Source organism: Acinetobacter sp. VT 511 (genome assembly GCF_001077515.1).
GTDB classification, from domain to species: Bacteria; Pseudomonadota; Gammaproteobacteria; order Pseudomonadales; family Moraxellaceae; genus Acinetobacter; species Acinetobacter schindleri.
The window spans coordinates 1-15,425 of sequence record NZ_LFRE01000035.1 but is presented as its reverse complement, the minus strand read 5'-3'; the positions used below and the strand labels follow the sequence as shown (position 1 = coordinate 15,425).

12 protein-coding genes and 1 riboswitch are annotated in these 15,425 nt (G+C 41.9%); of the genes, 9 read left to right on the top strand and 3 right to left on the bottom strand.

Going from position 1 to position 15,425, the window contains the following annotated elements; translation table 11 throughout:
* Window positions 1–4: 4 nt before the first annotated feature.
* On the bottom strand, window positions 5–1,417 hold the full coding sequence (locus ACS72_RS01940; RefSeq protein WP_048881065.1) for a PLP-dependent aminotransferase family protein: 1,413 nt from the start codon (window positions 1,415–1,417) through the stop codon (window positions 5–7).
* Between the two features lie 186 nt (window positions 1,418–1,603).
* Between ACS72_RS01940 and ACS72_RS18125 the strand changes: the two genes are divergently transcribed.
* From ACS72_RS18125 to ACS72_RS01920, 5 genes are all read left to right on the top strand, one after another.
* Window positions 1,604–1,771 carry a hypothetical protein gene (locus ACS72_RS18125; protein WP_171249833.1) on the top strand — a complete coding sequence of 56 codons (168 nt, stop codon included), beginning with the start codon at window positions 1,604–1,606 and terminating at the stop codon, window positions 1,769–1,771.
* Between the two features lie 258 nt (window positions 1,772–2,029).
* Window positions 2,030–3,685, top strand: a complete 1,656-nt coding sequence (locus tag ACS72_RS01935) for a long-chain-fatty-acid--CoA ligase (RefSeq protein WP_048881064.1) — start codon at window positions 2,030–2,032, stop codon at window positions 3,683–3,685.
* Window positions 3,686–4,001: 316 nt separating this feature from the next.
* Entirely contained in the window at window positions 4,002–5,024 is a 1,023-nt protein-coding gene (locus ACS72_RS01930) for a flavin reductase family protein (protein ID WP_048881063.1), read from the top strand.
* A 27-nt stretch (window positions 5,025–5,051) separates the two neighbouring features.
* The gene (locus ACS72_RS01925) at window positions 5,052–6,215 is read left to right on the top strand and encodes an acyl-CoA desaturase (RefSeq protein ID WP_048881062.1); all 1,164 of its coding nucleotides are present in this window, start codon (window positions 5,052–5,054) and stop codon (window positions 6,213–6,215) included.
* Between the two features lie 388 nt (window positions 6,216–6,603).
* Entirely contained in the window at window positions 6,604–6,954 is a 351-nt protein-coding gene (locus ACS72_RS01920; protein ID WP_048881061.1) for a hypothetical protein, read from the top strand.
* Between the two features lie 81 nt (window positions 6,955–7,035).
* Here the strand turns inward: ACS72_RS01920 and ACS72_RS01915 are convergent, their stop codons facing one another.
* A complete protein-coding gene (locus tag ACS72_RS01915) occupies window positions 7,036–7,746 on the bottom strand; it encodes an HAD family phosphatase (protein ID WP_048881060.1) in 711 nt (236 codons plus the stop codon).
* Between the two features lie 281 nt (window positions 7,747–8,027).
* On the opposite strand from ACS72_RS01915, the gene ACS72_RS01910 reads away from it, so the two are divergent.
* The 4 genes from ACS72_RS01910 to uca all read left to right on the top strand — a co-directional run bounded on the left by ACS72_RS01910 (window position 8,028) and on the right by uca (window position 14,290).
* On the top strand, window positions 8,028–8,921 hold the full coding sequence (locus ACS72_RS01910; protein ID WP_048881059.1) for a LysR family transcriptional regulator: 894 nt from the start codon (window positions 8,028–8,030) through the stop codon (window positions 8,919–8,921).
* 203 nt (window positions 8,922–9,124) lie between these two features.
* A riboswitch (guanidine-I (ykkC/yxkD leader) is annotated at window positions 9,125–9,236 on the top strand.
* Between the two features lie 28 nt (window positions 9,237–9,264).
* Window positions 9,265–10,002: an urea amidolyase associated protein UAAP1 gene (locus ACS72_RS01905; RefSeq protein WP_048881058.1), complete on the top strand. Its 738-nt coding sequence runs from the start codon at window positions 9,265–9,267 to the stop codon at window positions 10,000–10,002.
* A gap of 12 nt (window positions 10,003–10,014) precedes the next feature.
* Complete coding sequence (locus ACS72_RS01900; protein WP_048881057.1) at window positions 10,015–10,665, top strand: urea amidolyase associated protein UAAP2; 651 nt, start codon at window positions 10,015–10,017, stop codon at window positions 10,663–10,665.
* A 4-nt stretch (window positions 10,666–10,669) separates the two neighbouring features.
* Window positions 10,670–14,290, top strand: a complete 3,621-nt coding sequence (uca, locus tag ACS72_RS01895; protein ID WP_048881056.1) for an urea carboxylase — start codon at window positions 10,670–10,672, stop codon at window positions 14,288–14,290.
* Window positions 14,291–14,630: 340 nt separating this feature from the next.
* Here uca and ACS72_RS01890 read toward each other — a convergent pair.
* Window positions 14,631–15,425: electron transfer flavoprotein-ubiquinone oxidoreductase (locus ACS72_RS01890; RefSeq protein WP_048881055.1), on the bottom strand; the 795-nt coding region annotated here is incomplete at its 5' end.

The following is a 15,425-nucleotide window of genomic DNA, read 5'->3' as shown; positions in this document are numbered from 1 at the left end:
CAGTTCACGCTTTTTTATTGTGTTCAATTTGATCGATGATCTGTTCTACAGCTCGAGCAAGTTCATCTGTCCATTCAAAAGAACAATTTAATCGAATAAAGTTCTGCACTGCATGTTTAGGCCTGAACAGCAAACTCGGTGCAATGGAAATCTTCTGTTCAAGCAAATCTGTATAGAGCTGCTGCGAATCCATATCTTCAGGCAGCTCTACCCATAAAAAGTAGCCCGTTGGATAATAGTGAATCTTACAGTCTTCAGGTAATCTGGCTTTGAGTTCCTGATAAAAACGTTTTTTGTTCTGATTTAAATGACGGCGCAAACTACGCAAATGCTTTTCATAATGATGATGCGCAACAAAATCTACCAATGTATTCTGTAAAAGCGGACTCACACTCAGGGTACTCATCAACTGTAGATGTTGAATCGCATTGGAATATGGGCCTGCAAAGACCCAGCCGACCCGAGCACCCATGCCTAGTGTTTTAGAAAATGAACCACAGTGCAGCACCATATTTTCCTGGTCAAAATATTTCACTGGAACTGGTTTTTCCTTGCCAAAGTTCAGTTCCTGATAAACGTCATCTTCAATCAGATGCACCTGATACTGAGCTAAGCACTGTGCAATATTTTCTTTGATTCCTGCAGAAACTGTATAACCAATCGGGTTCTGTGCGTTCAACATCAGCCAGCAGACTTTGATCGGATATTGTTTCAGGACTTTTTCAAAAGCTTTCAGATCAAAACCACGTTCAAGATCATCAGGAAGAGTAATGACATTTAGTCCCAGTCTTTCAGCAGCCTGCCAGGCCCCATAAAATACGGTTTCCTGCAAAAGAATATAATCACCCGGTTGGGTGAGTGCCTGTAAAGACAAATTTAGAGCATCCAGCGCACCAGATGTAATGACAATGTCATTTGAATGGCATGATATACCTTGTAGTTGATAACGTCCGGCAATGATCTGGCGCAGCTCCAGATTACCCGGTGGCATATTTGGATGATTCAGATAGCTGTTTTTACGTTTGGAATGCTGGGATAACAACTGCATAAATTTGCTATTAAACAGCAGTTCCGGATTGGGAAATGCCGATCCCAACGGGATCATATCTGCTGCTTGGGTATCTTTGAGATAGTTAAATACCACCGAATTGATCTGTATTTTCTCGTGAGCTGCTAATGTTTCTTTAATGGAAGTTATTGCAAGACCAGCACGTTCTGCAATGTAATACCCGGATTTATCTTTGGCATACAGCCAGCCTTGTGCCTCAAGTTCCTGATAGGCATTTAACACTGTCATCAGGCTATAACCGGAAAGTTCAGACTGCTCACGCAATGAAGGGAGTTTGTTATGGGCTTTCCAGATGCCGTCCTCAATCATATGACGAATACTGAGCGCGAGTTTTTCAAATTTATACATACATCAAGAAAAATAGAAAAATGGAAATTTACCTGCATATATAGCATATTTAGTCAGGTTAAATATAACAGTTGGAGCAGTTATGATTTATCTGTTATATTTTTTTAGGCAGTATTTGTATCTACTCATTTTTTGCAATCAGGCTGAAAATAAGGATAGTCCCTAAATCCAGCGACAGGTGAGCATATGACTCCAGACGAACAGAAAAAAGCACCGAAATATGCAGACAGCAGTATTTCTGATGAAGCTTTCAAAAAGATGATTATTTGGTTCGCTATTTATGTAGGGTTGTTTTGTCTGGGGGTGGTTTTAGTGGTCAACGCTGATAACCTGTTCTTCTCAGGACTCAAATAATAAAAAATCCCGGTTTAATGACCGGGATTTTTATTCATATAATTATTCCATTATAAAAAATGATAGTTTTTGATACTTTCATAGACGCCGTAGTTTTTGTCACATTTTGCTACTTGCTTTCATATTTTTCCTTGCTAGATTCAAGCAAGTGATACGTTTATTTTGCAGTGTCTGCTAATCTGCGCATCATGCTTAAATAAAAATATTTAAAAATCTCGACAACAATATGGACGTATAACAAGGATAAAGGAGCACAACATGCTTGGAAATATGATGTTTCAGCCCTTACTGATCAGCAGCATGATTGAACATGCAGGACGCTATCATGCCGATACTGCGGTAATTTCAAAAAATACTGATCTCAGCATGACCCATACGACTTGGGGCGAAATTCGTAGCAATGCCAAACGTTTCGCCAATGTACTGAATCAGCTGGGACTGCAACATGGCGACCGTGTCGCGACCATTGCATGGAATAACCATCGTCATCTGGAATCCTGGTATGCCATTTCTGGAAGTGGCTTTGTTTGCCACACGATTAACCCGCGTTTATTTCCGGAACAGTTGGTATTTATTATTAATGATGCATCAGACCGTGTAATCCTGTTTGATAAAACCTTTGTACCATTAATTAAAGCCGTCAAACCGATGCTAAGCAAGGTGGAGCACTTTATCTGTCTGGATGCAAAAGATGAGCCCATCCTTGAAGCTCTTCCAGATGTGAAATTCTATGATGAGCTGATTGCAGATCAATCTGATGATTTTAATTGGCCTGTACTCAATGAAAATGCAGCAAGCTCACTGTGTTATACCTCTGGAACTACAGGTCATCCAAAAGGGGTTTTATATAGTCACCGTTCAACGACATTACATAGTTTTGCGATCAGTTTACCAGATTCACTGAATGTATCTGCACGAGATATCATGCTGCCTGTAGTACCGATGTTCCATGTCAATGCCTGGGGGACACCATATGCAGCAGCGATGGTCGGCTGTACTTTGATATTGCCAGGCCCAGGGCTGGATGGTGCGAGTCTGGTCAATTTAATTGACAGCTATAAAGTATCAGTTGCTCTAGGTGTACCAACGATCTGGCAAGGTTTGATTGCAGCAGCGCAACAGTCGGGTTCCAAGTTAGAAAGCTTAAAACGCAATGTCGTCGGCGGTTCGGCATGTCCGCCTTCAATGCTAAAAGTATTTAAAGAACAGTTTGATTGTGAAACCATTCATGCCTGGGGTATGACGGAAACCAGTCCACTTGGCGCAGCCAATCAAATTAAAGCCAAACATCTGGATTTGAGTGAAGAAGAGCGTTTAGAAATTCGTCTTTCTCAAGGTCGTCCACCATTTGGTGTCGACTTGCGTTTGACTGATGAAGAAAATGGATCGAATGAAATTACTCGCGATGGTGAAACCACAGGCAATTTACAGATTCGTGGTCACTGGATCATCAATAACTATTTTGGTAAGGAAGAATCTTCTTTAACTGCTGATGGCTGGTTTGATACGGGGGATATTGCCACCTTAAATGAAGATGGCTTTATGAAAATCAGCGACCGTGCCAAGGATCTGATCAAATCGGGCGGAGAATGGATCTCCTCAGTGGAACTGGAAAATCTGGCCATGGGTCATCCACAAATAGCCATGGCAGCTGTCATTGCTGCACAGCATCCGAAATGGGATGAGCGTCCAATCCTGATTGCGATTAAAAAACCTGACAGTCAGCTCACCGAGCCAGAACTGCTGGACTATTTTGCTGACAAAGTAGCAAAATGGCAGGTGCCAGACAAAGTAATTTTTGTCGATGCAATTCCACTGAGTGGTACTGGCAAGATGCTGAAAAAAGACTTGCGTGAAAAGTTCGGAACAGTATTGCTGGATCAGCAGACAGAGCTCAGCCCAGCTGTAGAATAATACCTATAAACTCTGCCAAAATAACAAGGCTGACTACAGAAATGTGGTCAGCCTTTTGCATATTTATAGCTATAAAGTTCATAGAAAAATAGTCGATCCAGATAGGCAAACTGGCATGAAATGCCTTTCCGATTTACATGCCGAAAACCAACTTTAATCAAAGTACATCATTTTGTCCGACAAAAAACAGGAATTCTACCGACAGAAACATGATTTGACCCGAATTGACATGGAACGAATCATAAAAGCCTATATTCTGAATGCACAATAAATAGACAGATGTACATTAATTCTGTTTCTGTATGAGGTAATAAAAATGACAAGTATGCAAAGCTACAAGCCTCACTGGATCCGAGAAGACTTCATTGATTTCATTGCTGAAAAATTTCATCCAACTTTGGCATTGAAAAAAGTGAAGGCAGAAGTGATCAGCATCCAGCTTATTGGCAATGATTTTTATAAGATCCAGCTACGTCCAAATTTCAACTTTCAGGCTAAAAAATTTCAGCCAGGACAGAATGTGGCTATGACTTTAAGGCTGGATGGTATTTTGCATCAGCGTCATTATTCTGTCGTTACAATGCTAAAAAATGGTGATGTAATTATCGCTGTTAAACAGCAGGGTAAAGTATCCCGTGCCTTGAGCTCCTTACAGCTGGCTGCTGTGGTAGAGCTTTCACAGCCACAAGGTGAATTCACCCTGCTGAATTCCCCTAAACCCATTTTAATGCTGGCCTCAGGCAGCGGCATCACTGCAATTTACTCCTTGCTGCAAAAAGCCGTAGTGCAGTTTCAGCATACGATTGATCTGATCTACTTCACCCGTGATGATGCGTTTCATGCTGAAATTAAAACCTTGGCACTGATGCATCCACATCTGAAATATCATCATTTTAATACTGTGGAGCATAAGCAGCATCTCAGCCTACAGTTACTCAACAAGCTGGTGCCTGATTTTGAACAACGTGAAATTTATGCCTGTGGTTCAGCGACCATGATGAAAACAGCACACCGTATTGCTGAAAAGCTTTCCGTGAAATCCAGTTTCCATTCTGAATACTTCCAGATCGTGGTGGATGAAAAAGTTAAAGCACAACCTGTGCAATTCCAGCGATCGCATCAGGAGTTTCAGGCCAGTTCTACCATTCTGGAAAGTGCTGAACAAGCAGGTTTGCGTCCTGCACATGGTTGCCGAATGGGAATTTGTAATACCTGTTCCTGCACCAAAGTCAGTGGCTCAGTAAAAAATATTTTGACTGGTGAAATCGATCACGAGAGCAATACCCCGATCAAATTGTGTATCTCCCAGGCCGTTAGTCCTGTGGTGATTAATCTTTAATCCCTAGAAAAATAAGAAGGTACTCCCATGAATATGCAAATTGATTTTAAGCGGCACAGTAAGACCCAATTTTTAAGTCCTGAACAGATTCAGGAATTTGGTGCCAAGGTGGATGCGATCCGACGTGAGGTGATGGATGATTTAGGTGAAAAAGATGCTGAATACATCTATAAAATCCGTAATTTTGTCCGCTATAGCGAAATTGCTTCCCGGGGCATGCTGATGGTGGCCGGTTGGTTGCCACCAGTCTGGCTACTCGGTACAGGCTTATTGAGTATTTCCAAAATCGTAGAAAATATGGAACTTGGTCATAACGTGATGCATGGCCAGTTTGACTGGATGAATGATCCAAGTCTGAATGGTTCGACTTATGACTGGGATACCATTGCCACCGGTGATGACTGGAAATACACCCATAACTATATTCATCATACTTATACCAATATTGTCGGCATGGACCACGATGTGGGTTATGGCCTGATTCGTGTCAGTGAATCGCAAAAATGGGAACCCCGTTTTCTATTTAATATTCCACTAACAATTCAGTTGATGGTGTTCTTCGAATGGTACGTGGGTCTACAGCGCCTGCATCTAGAAGATGTAATTGCCTATAAAACCAAAACCTGGAAACAGGTTTGGGATGAAGCAGCGCCACTACGTAAAAAGATGCGCCGTCAGGTACTGAAAGATTATGTATTCTTCCCGATTATTGCCGGTCCAAATGCCATTCCAGTATTTACTGGCAATGCAGTGGCCAATGTGATTCGTAGTCTGTGGGCTTCCGCTGTGATCTTTAACGGTCATTTCACGGAAGATGCTGAAACTTTTGAAATGGACAATACGGAAAATGAATCCCGTGCGGAATGGTATCTGCGTCAGATCCGTGGCTCGAGTAATTTCAGTGGTACCGAATGGCTGCATATTCTAAGTGGTAACTTGAGCCATCAGATTGAGCACCATTTATTCCCGGACATGCCAGCGAACCGTTATTCAGAAGTGGCACCAAAAATCAAAGCATTATGTGCTGAATATGGTATCCACTATAACGAAGCCAGTTTTATGAAGCAGTTTTCGACCGTTTGGGTTCGCGTTGCAAAATGCTCTGTACCAAACGAATGGCATGCACAAATTGCAGAAAAAGTGCAAAGCGCAAAATTTATATTGAATGCTGTAAAAGCCAAGTTCTTTTAATCACTTTTCTTTAACAGCATCATATTGATGTTTCTTAACCAGTTTGGTACTCCTCAATAACTTTGGATGGGTTATTGAGGATTTTTTTATCTGAGCTTCTTATACATATCAACTTGGTTGTAGATTGTCTTGGATCTAGTAATATTAGTTCCAATAAGCTTAAAAAATACTAATACCTTATCAAATTGAAGTATTTTAAAATATTTGATTCATTAGAATAATTAAGTAATACAACATATTTTATGGATAAAATGTGAAGAATTCTTTTCAAAAAAACACTCATGAAAACAGACTTGGTACGGCTGAAACGCTTTGCCTACAACAACTTGCTAAACTTTAGGAAAGTTATTTTTATAATGGCGGCGTCGTAACATTCAAGGTTTTAGTTTTGAAATATCTTAAATATTTTTCAGGAATCTCCTTATTATTGCTGTTAACTGCTTGTAACACCACTGAAGCGCCAGCTCCAGATTATCAGGGCAACTGGAAGAACACTCTGGAAAATCCAAAACTTGAAAATATCCTGGTAATTGCTAAAAATGGTGAAAATTATCTGATTACTAATACCATCAAAGATAAGGAAACCGGTAAAACAGAGAAAAAGAACCCGATGCCCGCGGCTGTAAATGAAAATGGCATGCTTCAGCTGAATGCAGGGGCGGGAATGGTTGATTTTGTAATTGATGAGAAAACTGGCAACCTTGTAGGGTCAGGTTCAGTCTACCAAAAAGCCAAATAATGCTCTAATCTAATCCTTTTAGAAATAACAACATCGATGTCATGAAATGGAATTATTCATGACATTTATTTATATAGATATTTAAGCAATATGCCTTAATAATTCGGTAAAACCCTGCACAAAATAATTTGCTCTGGCTTTAATCAGCTCGATTTCATGAACAGAATACTGATCATAAATTGCCACTACCTCTATTCCTGCATTATTCGCAGCTTCTACACCAATTAAAGAATCTTCAATAATCAGGCAATCTTTGGTTTCAATTTTGAAATGCTCAAGCACATTCAGATAAATTTCTGGATGTGGCTTGATGTTCTGGACATTTTCGCGGGTAAGGATTAAGGCAAAATCATCATCAAAGCTGATTTTAGCGTTAATATTTTGATTATTGTCCTGATAACGCTGCACATTGAATAAACTGGTGGTTGTGGTTAAGGCCAGTGGAATCTCTTGTTTTTTCAGGGCCTGGATTATAAGTTCCACCTGAGGTTTTAATTCGACCACATGATCCAGAAAATGTCGTGAAATACTGTAACGGCGGTTTTTGACGTCTTCTTTGTTTAGTTCAAAACCGTATAGTTCTTTTAAATAACCACAATATTCCAGATAAGGATCAGGCAAATGTCGAAAGGCTGTCAACTGTAGATCCCGCTGCTGCTGGATCAATTTTAAATTGGCTTTTATACCGGAAAGTTCATGAATCAGGGCTGCATCAACTTGGTTCCAGATACCGACTGAATCAATCAGGGTGCCATCCAGGTCAAAACATACCAATTTTTTGTTCTGAAACATGACACTTTTCCCTTAATTTCCATAGTCTATTCTGTGTGGCTGAGTATATAACATGCGACTTAAGTGTTTCAGCTGAAATAAAAGATAAGGGTTATCCATTTTACATGAAGTGGTATTTGACAGAGTTACAGATCGGGTAAACAGTATTTTTATTGCAAAACACATCCTGAATGATCATACAGATAGTCACAAAGTGTTATATTTGGACATTGGCACTAGATCAAATTGCGCGGATGATAGATCCGCCAAAATGATTAAGAAATTGAAGGAAATGTGTTTCTGTGTTTGAACTTGACTGTAAATTGCTCAGCATCTTTTATTATGTCTACAAATTTAAGAACGTCTCCCATGCAGCCGATTATCTGGATATGAGCCAACCGACGGTGAGTAATCTGCTCAATAAAATCCGTCAGCATTATAATGATCCTTTATTTTTGCGTATTGGCAATGAAATGCTGCCGACGGATCTGTCAAAGCAGCTATTTCCTTTGGTCAGTGAGGCGCTAAGTAAAGTCGAAACCATCAATAATTTTACTATTGATTTCGATCAGGCCACGTCCCAGCAACGCTTTACCTTGGCAATGACCGATGTATCGCATCTGGTCCTGTTGCCAAAAATTTCACAATATCTAAAACAGCACGCTTCGCATATTCGTCTGAATGTGCGTCCAATTACTTCAGAAACCAGCTATCAAATGGCCAATGGAGAAATTGATCTGGCTTTAGGTTTTTTGCCGAATCTGGAAAATGGTTTCTATCAGCAGAAATTGTTTGAACAGTATTATGTGGTGATTGCAGCCAAAGACCATCCACGGCTGGTTGGCGACAGCCTGACTATTGAAGAGTATTTGTGTGAAACGCATATTGATATTGATGCCGGGATGGGACATTACCATATTGAAAACGAATTGCTGAATCTGGAACTCAAGCGAGACATTCTGATGCGCTTGCCAAGCTATTTAGGCGTAGGGCTGGTGGTGCAGGAAACTGATGCAATTGCGACTGTGCCTTATTATTTGAGTGAAGTATTACTATCGCGTGGCAATCTCAAGATTTTTAATGCGCCGATTGCATTCCCGACCTATTCTGTGAAACAGTATTGGCACATGTCCTGTCATCATAAAACCAGTCATCAGTGGTTACGCAATATATTGCATGAGATTTTAAGTAAATAATCTTATAGCTATAGATCCGGACTTAGTCCTCATCTATAAATTTTAAAATCCCGGCCTATGCTGGGATTTTTGTGTTTTGGTGCATCTTGATGCCTATAACAGATTCTTGCACCTGAATTGATCAGTTAAAACCCCAAAAAGTATTACTAAATGGAAAAACAGTATTACTAAATTGGCATAGCCTTTGCATCTATCAAACTCATCATAAAGTGATCTAGGGTTCCGATACATGAACATTCATGTATGTCTGAGACCGAGAGTTCACGGCGAAAGGAAACACTGATCGCTACACGGAGGGATAAAAGCCCGGGAGGTAAACCGTCAAAGATTAGGGTAGATGCATATGAGCACAACAACTTATCACGAAGATCAGGTCCTATGGACTGAACGTTTACCGGGTGGACATCACTGGTCTGCACGCATTCAGCGCGGCGCAGTCTTACAACTGAAATCTTTAGGCAAAAATGCCAATGTCGCGCTGTACTGCGTCAACAGTGAAGATAAACTTGAACGCTATAACATGCCAGACAGCTTAAAAGGGCAACATGCGGCATTTTTAAGTACAGGGCATATTTTAGCCTCTGATTTGGGTCGAGCGATGATCTCGATTGTCAAAGATGATCACGGTTGGAATGACGCTTTTTGTGCACCAAGTACGGCACAGCAAATTGAACAACAATTCGGCACTAAAACCTTTCAAGATGCCCGTAATGAGATGTACCGCAACGGCAAAGACAGTTTATTACTGGAAATGACCAAATTTGGATTATCTGCAACCGACCTGAGCAGTACTTTAAATCTATTTTCAAAAGTTCAACCGGATGACAACGGCAATTTAAGCTATGTGGCATCGGATAATACCGATCAAGTGATTGAACTACGTTTTGAAATGGATTGTCTGGTGTTTTTATCGAGTGCACCGCATGCCTTAGATAACTCGTCTGAATATGCACCTGCCGATATACAATTGTCACTGTTTAAAGCACTTCCTTTAGGCGAGACCGATGTCTGCCGTGATTCGTGCCCGCAAAATCAGCGTGCGTTCCATAATAATAATCGCTACTACGCTTTAACTGCTTAAGGGGAATACATCATGACTGCACTCGTAAACCTAGAAAAATCTGTGTTAAGTGAAGTATGTCCTGCCGGTGAAGCGTGGATGTGCGAAGTCAAAAAAGGACAGTATTTCCGTATTGTTGACCTTGAAGGCAACCAGGCGGTGGATACTTTGTTTATTTCCGCACATAACCCTGAAGAGCGTTATAGCGCGACCGATACCTTGGCGATGAATCGTCAAATTTATCTCGAAAAAGGCACCACTTTATATACCAACTTTGGCAATAAAATCGCCACGATTAACGATGATAACTGCGGTCGTCATGACACTTTAGGTGGTGCATGTTCATGTGAAAGTAATACCGTACGTTATGCACATGACAAATACCCAATGCACAGTTGCCGTAACAATTTCATGATTGCACTATCTCAGCATCCGATTGCGAAAAAGCATGGTCTGAATGTGCGTCATATTGGGCCCAACATTAACTTTTTTATGAATGTGCCTGTGACATCGGAAGGTCATTTGAAATTTGATGATGGTATTTCCGCACCGGGGAAATATGTCGAGATTAAAGCCGAAATGGATCTCATCGTCCTTATCTCAAACTGCCCACAACTGAATAACCCATGTAATGCCTATAACCCAACAAAAATTCAACTGATTGTTCGTGAAGGCGAGGTATAAGACTATGACTTTAAAATATGGGTTTAATAAAGTTCTCATCGCCAACCGTGGTGCAATTGCGTGTCGTGTCATTCGTACCCTTAAAAAATTAGGCATTCAATCGGTTGCAGTCTATTCAGAAGCCGATCGTGATTCATTGCATGTGACTTTAGCCGATGAAGCCGTCTTTATTGGTGATGCACCTGCGAGCCAAAGCTATCTCAATGTCGATAAAATCTTAGAAGTGGCCAAACATACCGGTGCGCAAGCGATTCATCCGGGCTATGGATTCCTGTCTGAAAATGCCGAATTCTGTAATCTCTGTGAAGCACAAGGCATTGTGTTCTTGGGCCCAAATGCCGAGCAAATGAAAGCATTTGGTCTGAAACACACTGCACGTGAATTGGCGATTCAAGCCAATGTACCGTTATTGCCAGGTAGCCAATTATTGGCTGATGAAGCTGAAGCCCTGCTTGAGGCTGAGCGTATTGGCTATCCTGTGATGCTGAAAAGTACCGCAGGTGGTGGTGGTATTGGCATGCGTTTGGTGTGGAATGCGGAGGAGCTGAAAGAAGCTTATGCAACCGTGTCTTATTTAGCGCAAGCCAACTTTAAAGATGCAGGCCTTTACTTAGAAAAATTCGTACAAAATGCTCGTCATATCGAAGTGCAAATCTTTGGTGATGGCAATGGCTTGGTGTTGGCACTGGGTGAGCGTGATTGTTCGGTGCAACGTCGTAACCAAAAAGTGATTGAGGAAACCCCTGCACCACACCTTAATGATACGCAACGTGCCTATATCCAAAATATCGCGATTCAGTTGATGCAATCGGTGAATTACCGTTCTGCCGGAACCGTTGAATTTGTGATGGATACTGACACACAAGAATTCTACTTTCTGGAAGTGAATACTCGTCTGCAAGTTGAGCACGGTGTCACCGAGCAAGTCTTTGGTGTCGATTTAGTAGAATGGATGGTGACTTTAGGCAGTGGTGATTGGACGCCGCCAACAGCAAAGCTTGAATCTAAAGGTCATTCGATTCAAGTGCGTTTATATGCCGAAGACCCAATTAAAAACTTCCAACCAAGCGCAGGCTTACTGACTCATGTCGAATTCGATGAGAATGCCCGTAATGAAACGTGGGTAGAAACAGGTTCAAACGTGTCATCTTTCTATGACCCGATGATTGCCAAAATCATTGTGACAAGTGAGACCCGTGAATCGGCAATCCAAGCCATGACCGATACATTGGCTAAAACCCAAGTGGCGGGCATTGAAACCAACCTTGAATATCTACAAAACATTATCGACTGCAATGTCTTTAAAGCCGGTACGCAAACTACACGTTTTTTAAATACCTTTGAGTGGAAAACTCAAAAAATTGAAGTCCTGCAAGCCGGTATACAAACCGCCGTGCAAGATGTGACAGGACGTTTGGGTTATTGGGATGTCGGTGTACCACCATCAGGTGCGATTGATCCGCTGTCTTTAAATGTCGCGAACCAACTATTAGGCAATGTACCGAATACCGCAGGTTTGGAATGTACGCTACAAGGCCCAAGCTTAAAATTCCATTGCGATAGCCAAATTGTATTGGCAGGTGGCGATATGCCATCGACTTTGGATGGCGTTCAAGTTCCGATGTGGCAAACCGTGAATGTACGTAAAGGTCAGGTGCTGAAATGTGGCAAGATCGCCACAGGTTGCCGTACTTATATCGGGATTAAAGGCGGTCTGAATGTGCCTGAATATTTAGGCTCACAAGCGACCTTTACTCTAGGTCAGTTTGGTGGTCATGCAGGGCGTAATTTGCTGATTGGCGATATGCTTCCAATCACGGCATTTACATCTGATGAAGTGAAAGCATTAAGCAAAGATCAAATCCCTGCCTTCTCAAATACTTGGGAAATTGCGGTGATGTATGGTCCACATGGTGCACCGGATTTCTTTACTAAAAATGATATTGATACCTTCTTTGCCAACGAGTTTGAAATTCACTTCAACTCCAGCCGTACCGGAATTCGTTTGATTGGTCCAAAACCAGAATGGGCTCGTCAGGACGGTGGCGAAGCGGGTCTGCATCCATCCAATATTCACGACAATGCTTATGCGATTGGTGCCATCGACTTTACTGGGGATATGCCAATTATTTTGGGGCCAGATGGTCCAAGTTTAGGCGGATTTGTTTGTCCGGCGGTGGTAATCAATTCTGAACTTTGGAAATTAGGTCAGCTCAAAGCAGGCGATAAAGTCAAATTTGTGCCAGTCAGCTATCACCAAGCCAAATTGCTGAATGAAAAATATCATGCGCAATTAACTGCTCAAGATACACAAGCAGTCACCTTTGATGAATCGTTCTATCCTGAAATTAGTACGTTGAAATCTGCCATTTTAGATACCCTAAAAGGTCAAAATGGCACGCCTGATGTGGTGTATCGTCCTGCCGGTAACAACTATATGTTGGTGGAATATGGCGAGTTAGTTTTAGATTTAAACCTACGTTTCCGTATTCATGCGCTGATGCAATGGGTCAAAGATCAAAACATTCAAGGCATTATTGACCTGACACCGGGTATTCGTTCACTGCAAATTCATTTTGATTCGACCCAACTCGATCAGATGGATTTATTGCGTATGCTTCAAGTGGCAGAAGAGCAACTGCCTGATGTGACCGAGATGCAAGTGCCATCCCGTACTGTGTATTTACCGCTTGCTTGGGAAGATTCACAAACGCAACTTGCAACAGAACGTTATATGCAAACCGTGCGCCCAGATGCGCCGTGGTGTCCGGACAATATCGAATTTATCCGTCGTATTAATGGCTTAAAAGACAAACAAGCCGTGAAAGATGTGGTCTATAACGCCAGTTATTTGGTCATGGGTTTGGGTGATGTGTACTTGGGTGCACCTGTGGCAACGCCACTTGATCCACGTCAGCGTTTAGTCACCACCAAATATAACCCTGCACGCACTTGGACACCCGAAAATGCTGTTGGTATTGGCGGTGCGTATATGTGCGTTTATGGGATGGAAGGTCCGGGTGGTTATCAGTTTGTGGGACGCACTTCGCAAATGTGGTCGCGCTACCGTAAAAACCCTGACTTTGAACAAGGTATGCCGTGGTTACTGCGCTTCTTTGACCAAATTAAGTTTTATGAAGTGTCTGAAGCTGAATTGATGCAGATGCGTGAGGACTTTAAAGCAGGCCGTTTAAAACTACGAATTGAAGATGGTGTACTCAACCTGAAAGAATACAATGACTTCTTAACAGAAAACCAGAAATCGATTGCTGCCTTTAAAGCAGTGCAACAAGCCAACTTTGATGCAGAGCGCCGTCGCTGGCATGAAGCAGGCCTTGCAGAATATGTCTCTGAAAGTTTAGACACTGTAGATGATGGTGAAGGTGTTGAAGTGCCTGAAGGTGGTTGTGCGGTGGAATCGCATATGCCGGGTTCAATCTGGAAAATTGAATGTCAGTCGGGTGATATTGTGGAAGAAGGTGCAACGCTAGCAGTCATTGAAGCAATGAAGATTGAGATTCCAATTATTGCGCCTGAGCGTATGAAGGTTGAAGCGATTACCATTGAAAAAGGGCAAACAGTAAAAACAGGGCAGGTGTTGTTTACGTTGGTGCCAGTGGCTTAAAGAATCCTTCCTAACCCTCCTTTGAAAAAGGAGGGAATTCCCCCTCTTTATTCTTGCGCTATATAGCTCAGGGTTAGGGGAGATTGAGACCATCCATGGTTTTTTATACTTTAAATATTAGTATTCAGGTTAAATATGTGATCAATTAAAAATAATAGCTTTAAATAAATATTCATTTTTAATCCCAGCTCCCTAGGGAGCTGGGATTACCTAAAAAAATAAATGAAGAGTTATTACTAACGTCTACATGTTTGGGTATGCGAGCCAATGCCTCACCCAACTATCCAGATTACATATTGGGATAGGAGAAAGGCACGGCTTCGCAAGAATTATCTTAATATTACATATTAGGATAATTCGGACCACCACCACCTTCCGGTGTCACCCAGGTGATGTTCTGAGAAGGATCTTTGATGTCACAGGTCTTGCAGTGCACACAGTTGGCTGCATTGATCTGGAAGCGTTTTGAACCATCATCATTTTCCATGATTTCATATACACCCGCCGGGCAGTAGCGCTGAGCTGGCTCATCCCATTTTGGCAGGTTCACATTCACTGGAATTGAAGCATCAGTTAGTTTCAAATGCGCAGGCTGGTTTTCTTCATGCACGGTGTTCGATACAAACACTGAAGACAGACGGTCAAAAGTCAGCTTGCCATCCGGTTTTGGATAGTTCGGCTTGAAGTTCACCGCATCAACAGTTTTCAATGTCTTAAAGTCTGGCACCAGGTCATGCAGGGTAAATGGTACTTTAAACACGTTCTGGTCGATAAAGTTGAATGCACCACCCATCCATTGACCAAACTTATGCATTGCAGGGCCAAAGTTACGCGCGCTATACAGCTCTTCTTTCAGCCAGCTGTTGTTGAACTTGTCTGTATAAGCAGTCAACTCTTTTACGAAGAAATCTTCGCCTTCAGTTACACGTGCAACTGCCAGGTCACCGCCTTTCTCTACACCGGCCTTGATTGCTTCAAATACCGCTTCACCGCAGAGCATGCCTGACTTCATCGCAGTATGTGAGCCTTTGATCTTGGCAAAGTTCAGGAAGCCGGCATCATCACCGATTAAAGAACCACCTGGGAAAGTGAATTTTGGTAGTGAGTTAAAGCCACCTTTGGTCACGGCACGTGC

What these genes read in the sequence shown, in the direction of transcription:
- ACS72_RS18125 (WP_171249833.1), top strand. Translation starts at nt 1,604, where the DNA reads ATGACTCCAGACGAACAGAAAAAAGCACCGAAATATGCAGACAGCAGT.
- ACS72_RS01940 (WP_048881065.1), bottom strand. Translation starts at nt 1,417, where the DNA reads ATGTATAAATTTGAAAAACTCGCGCTCAGTATTCGTCATATGATTGAG.
- ACS72_RS01905 (WP_048881058.1), top strand. Translation starts at nt 9,265, where the DNA reads ATGAGCACAACAACTTATCACGAAGATCAGGTCCTATGGACTGAACGT.
- ACS72_RS01900 (WP_048881057.1), top strand. Translation starts at nt 10,015, where the DNA reads ATGACTGCACTCGTAAACCTAGAAAAATCTGTGTTAAGTGAAGTATGT.
- ACS72_RS01930 (WP_048881063.1), top strand. Translation starts at nt 4,002, where the DNA reads ATGACAAGTATGCAAAGCTACAAGCCTCACTGGATCCGAGAAGACTTC.
- ACS72_RS01925 (WP_048881062.1), top strand. Translation starts at nt 5,052, where the DNA reads ATGAATATGCAAATTGATTTTAAGCGGCACAGTAAGACCCAATTTTTA.
- uca (WP_048881056.1), top strand. Translation starts at nt 10,670, where the DNA reads ATGACTTTAAAATATGGGTTTAATAAAGTTCTCATCGCCAACCGTGGT.
- ACS72_RS01915 (WP_048881060.1), bottom strand. Translation starts at nt 7,746, where the DNA reads ATGTTTCAGAACAAAAAATTGGTATGTTTTGACCTGGATGGCACCCTG.
- ACS72_RS01935 (WP_048881064.1), top strand. Translation starts at nt 2,030, where the DNA reads ATGCTTGGAAATATGATGTTTCAGCCCTTACTGATCAGCAGCATGATT.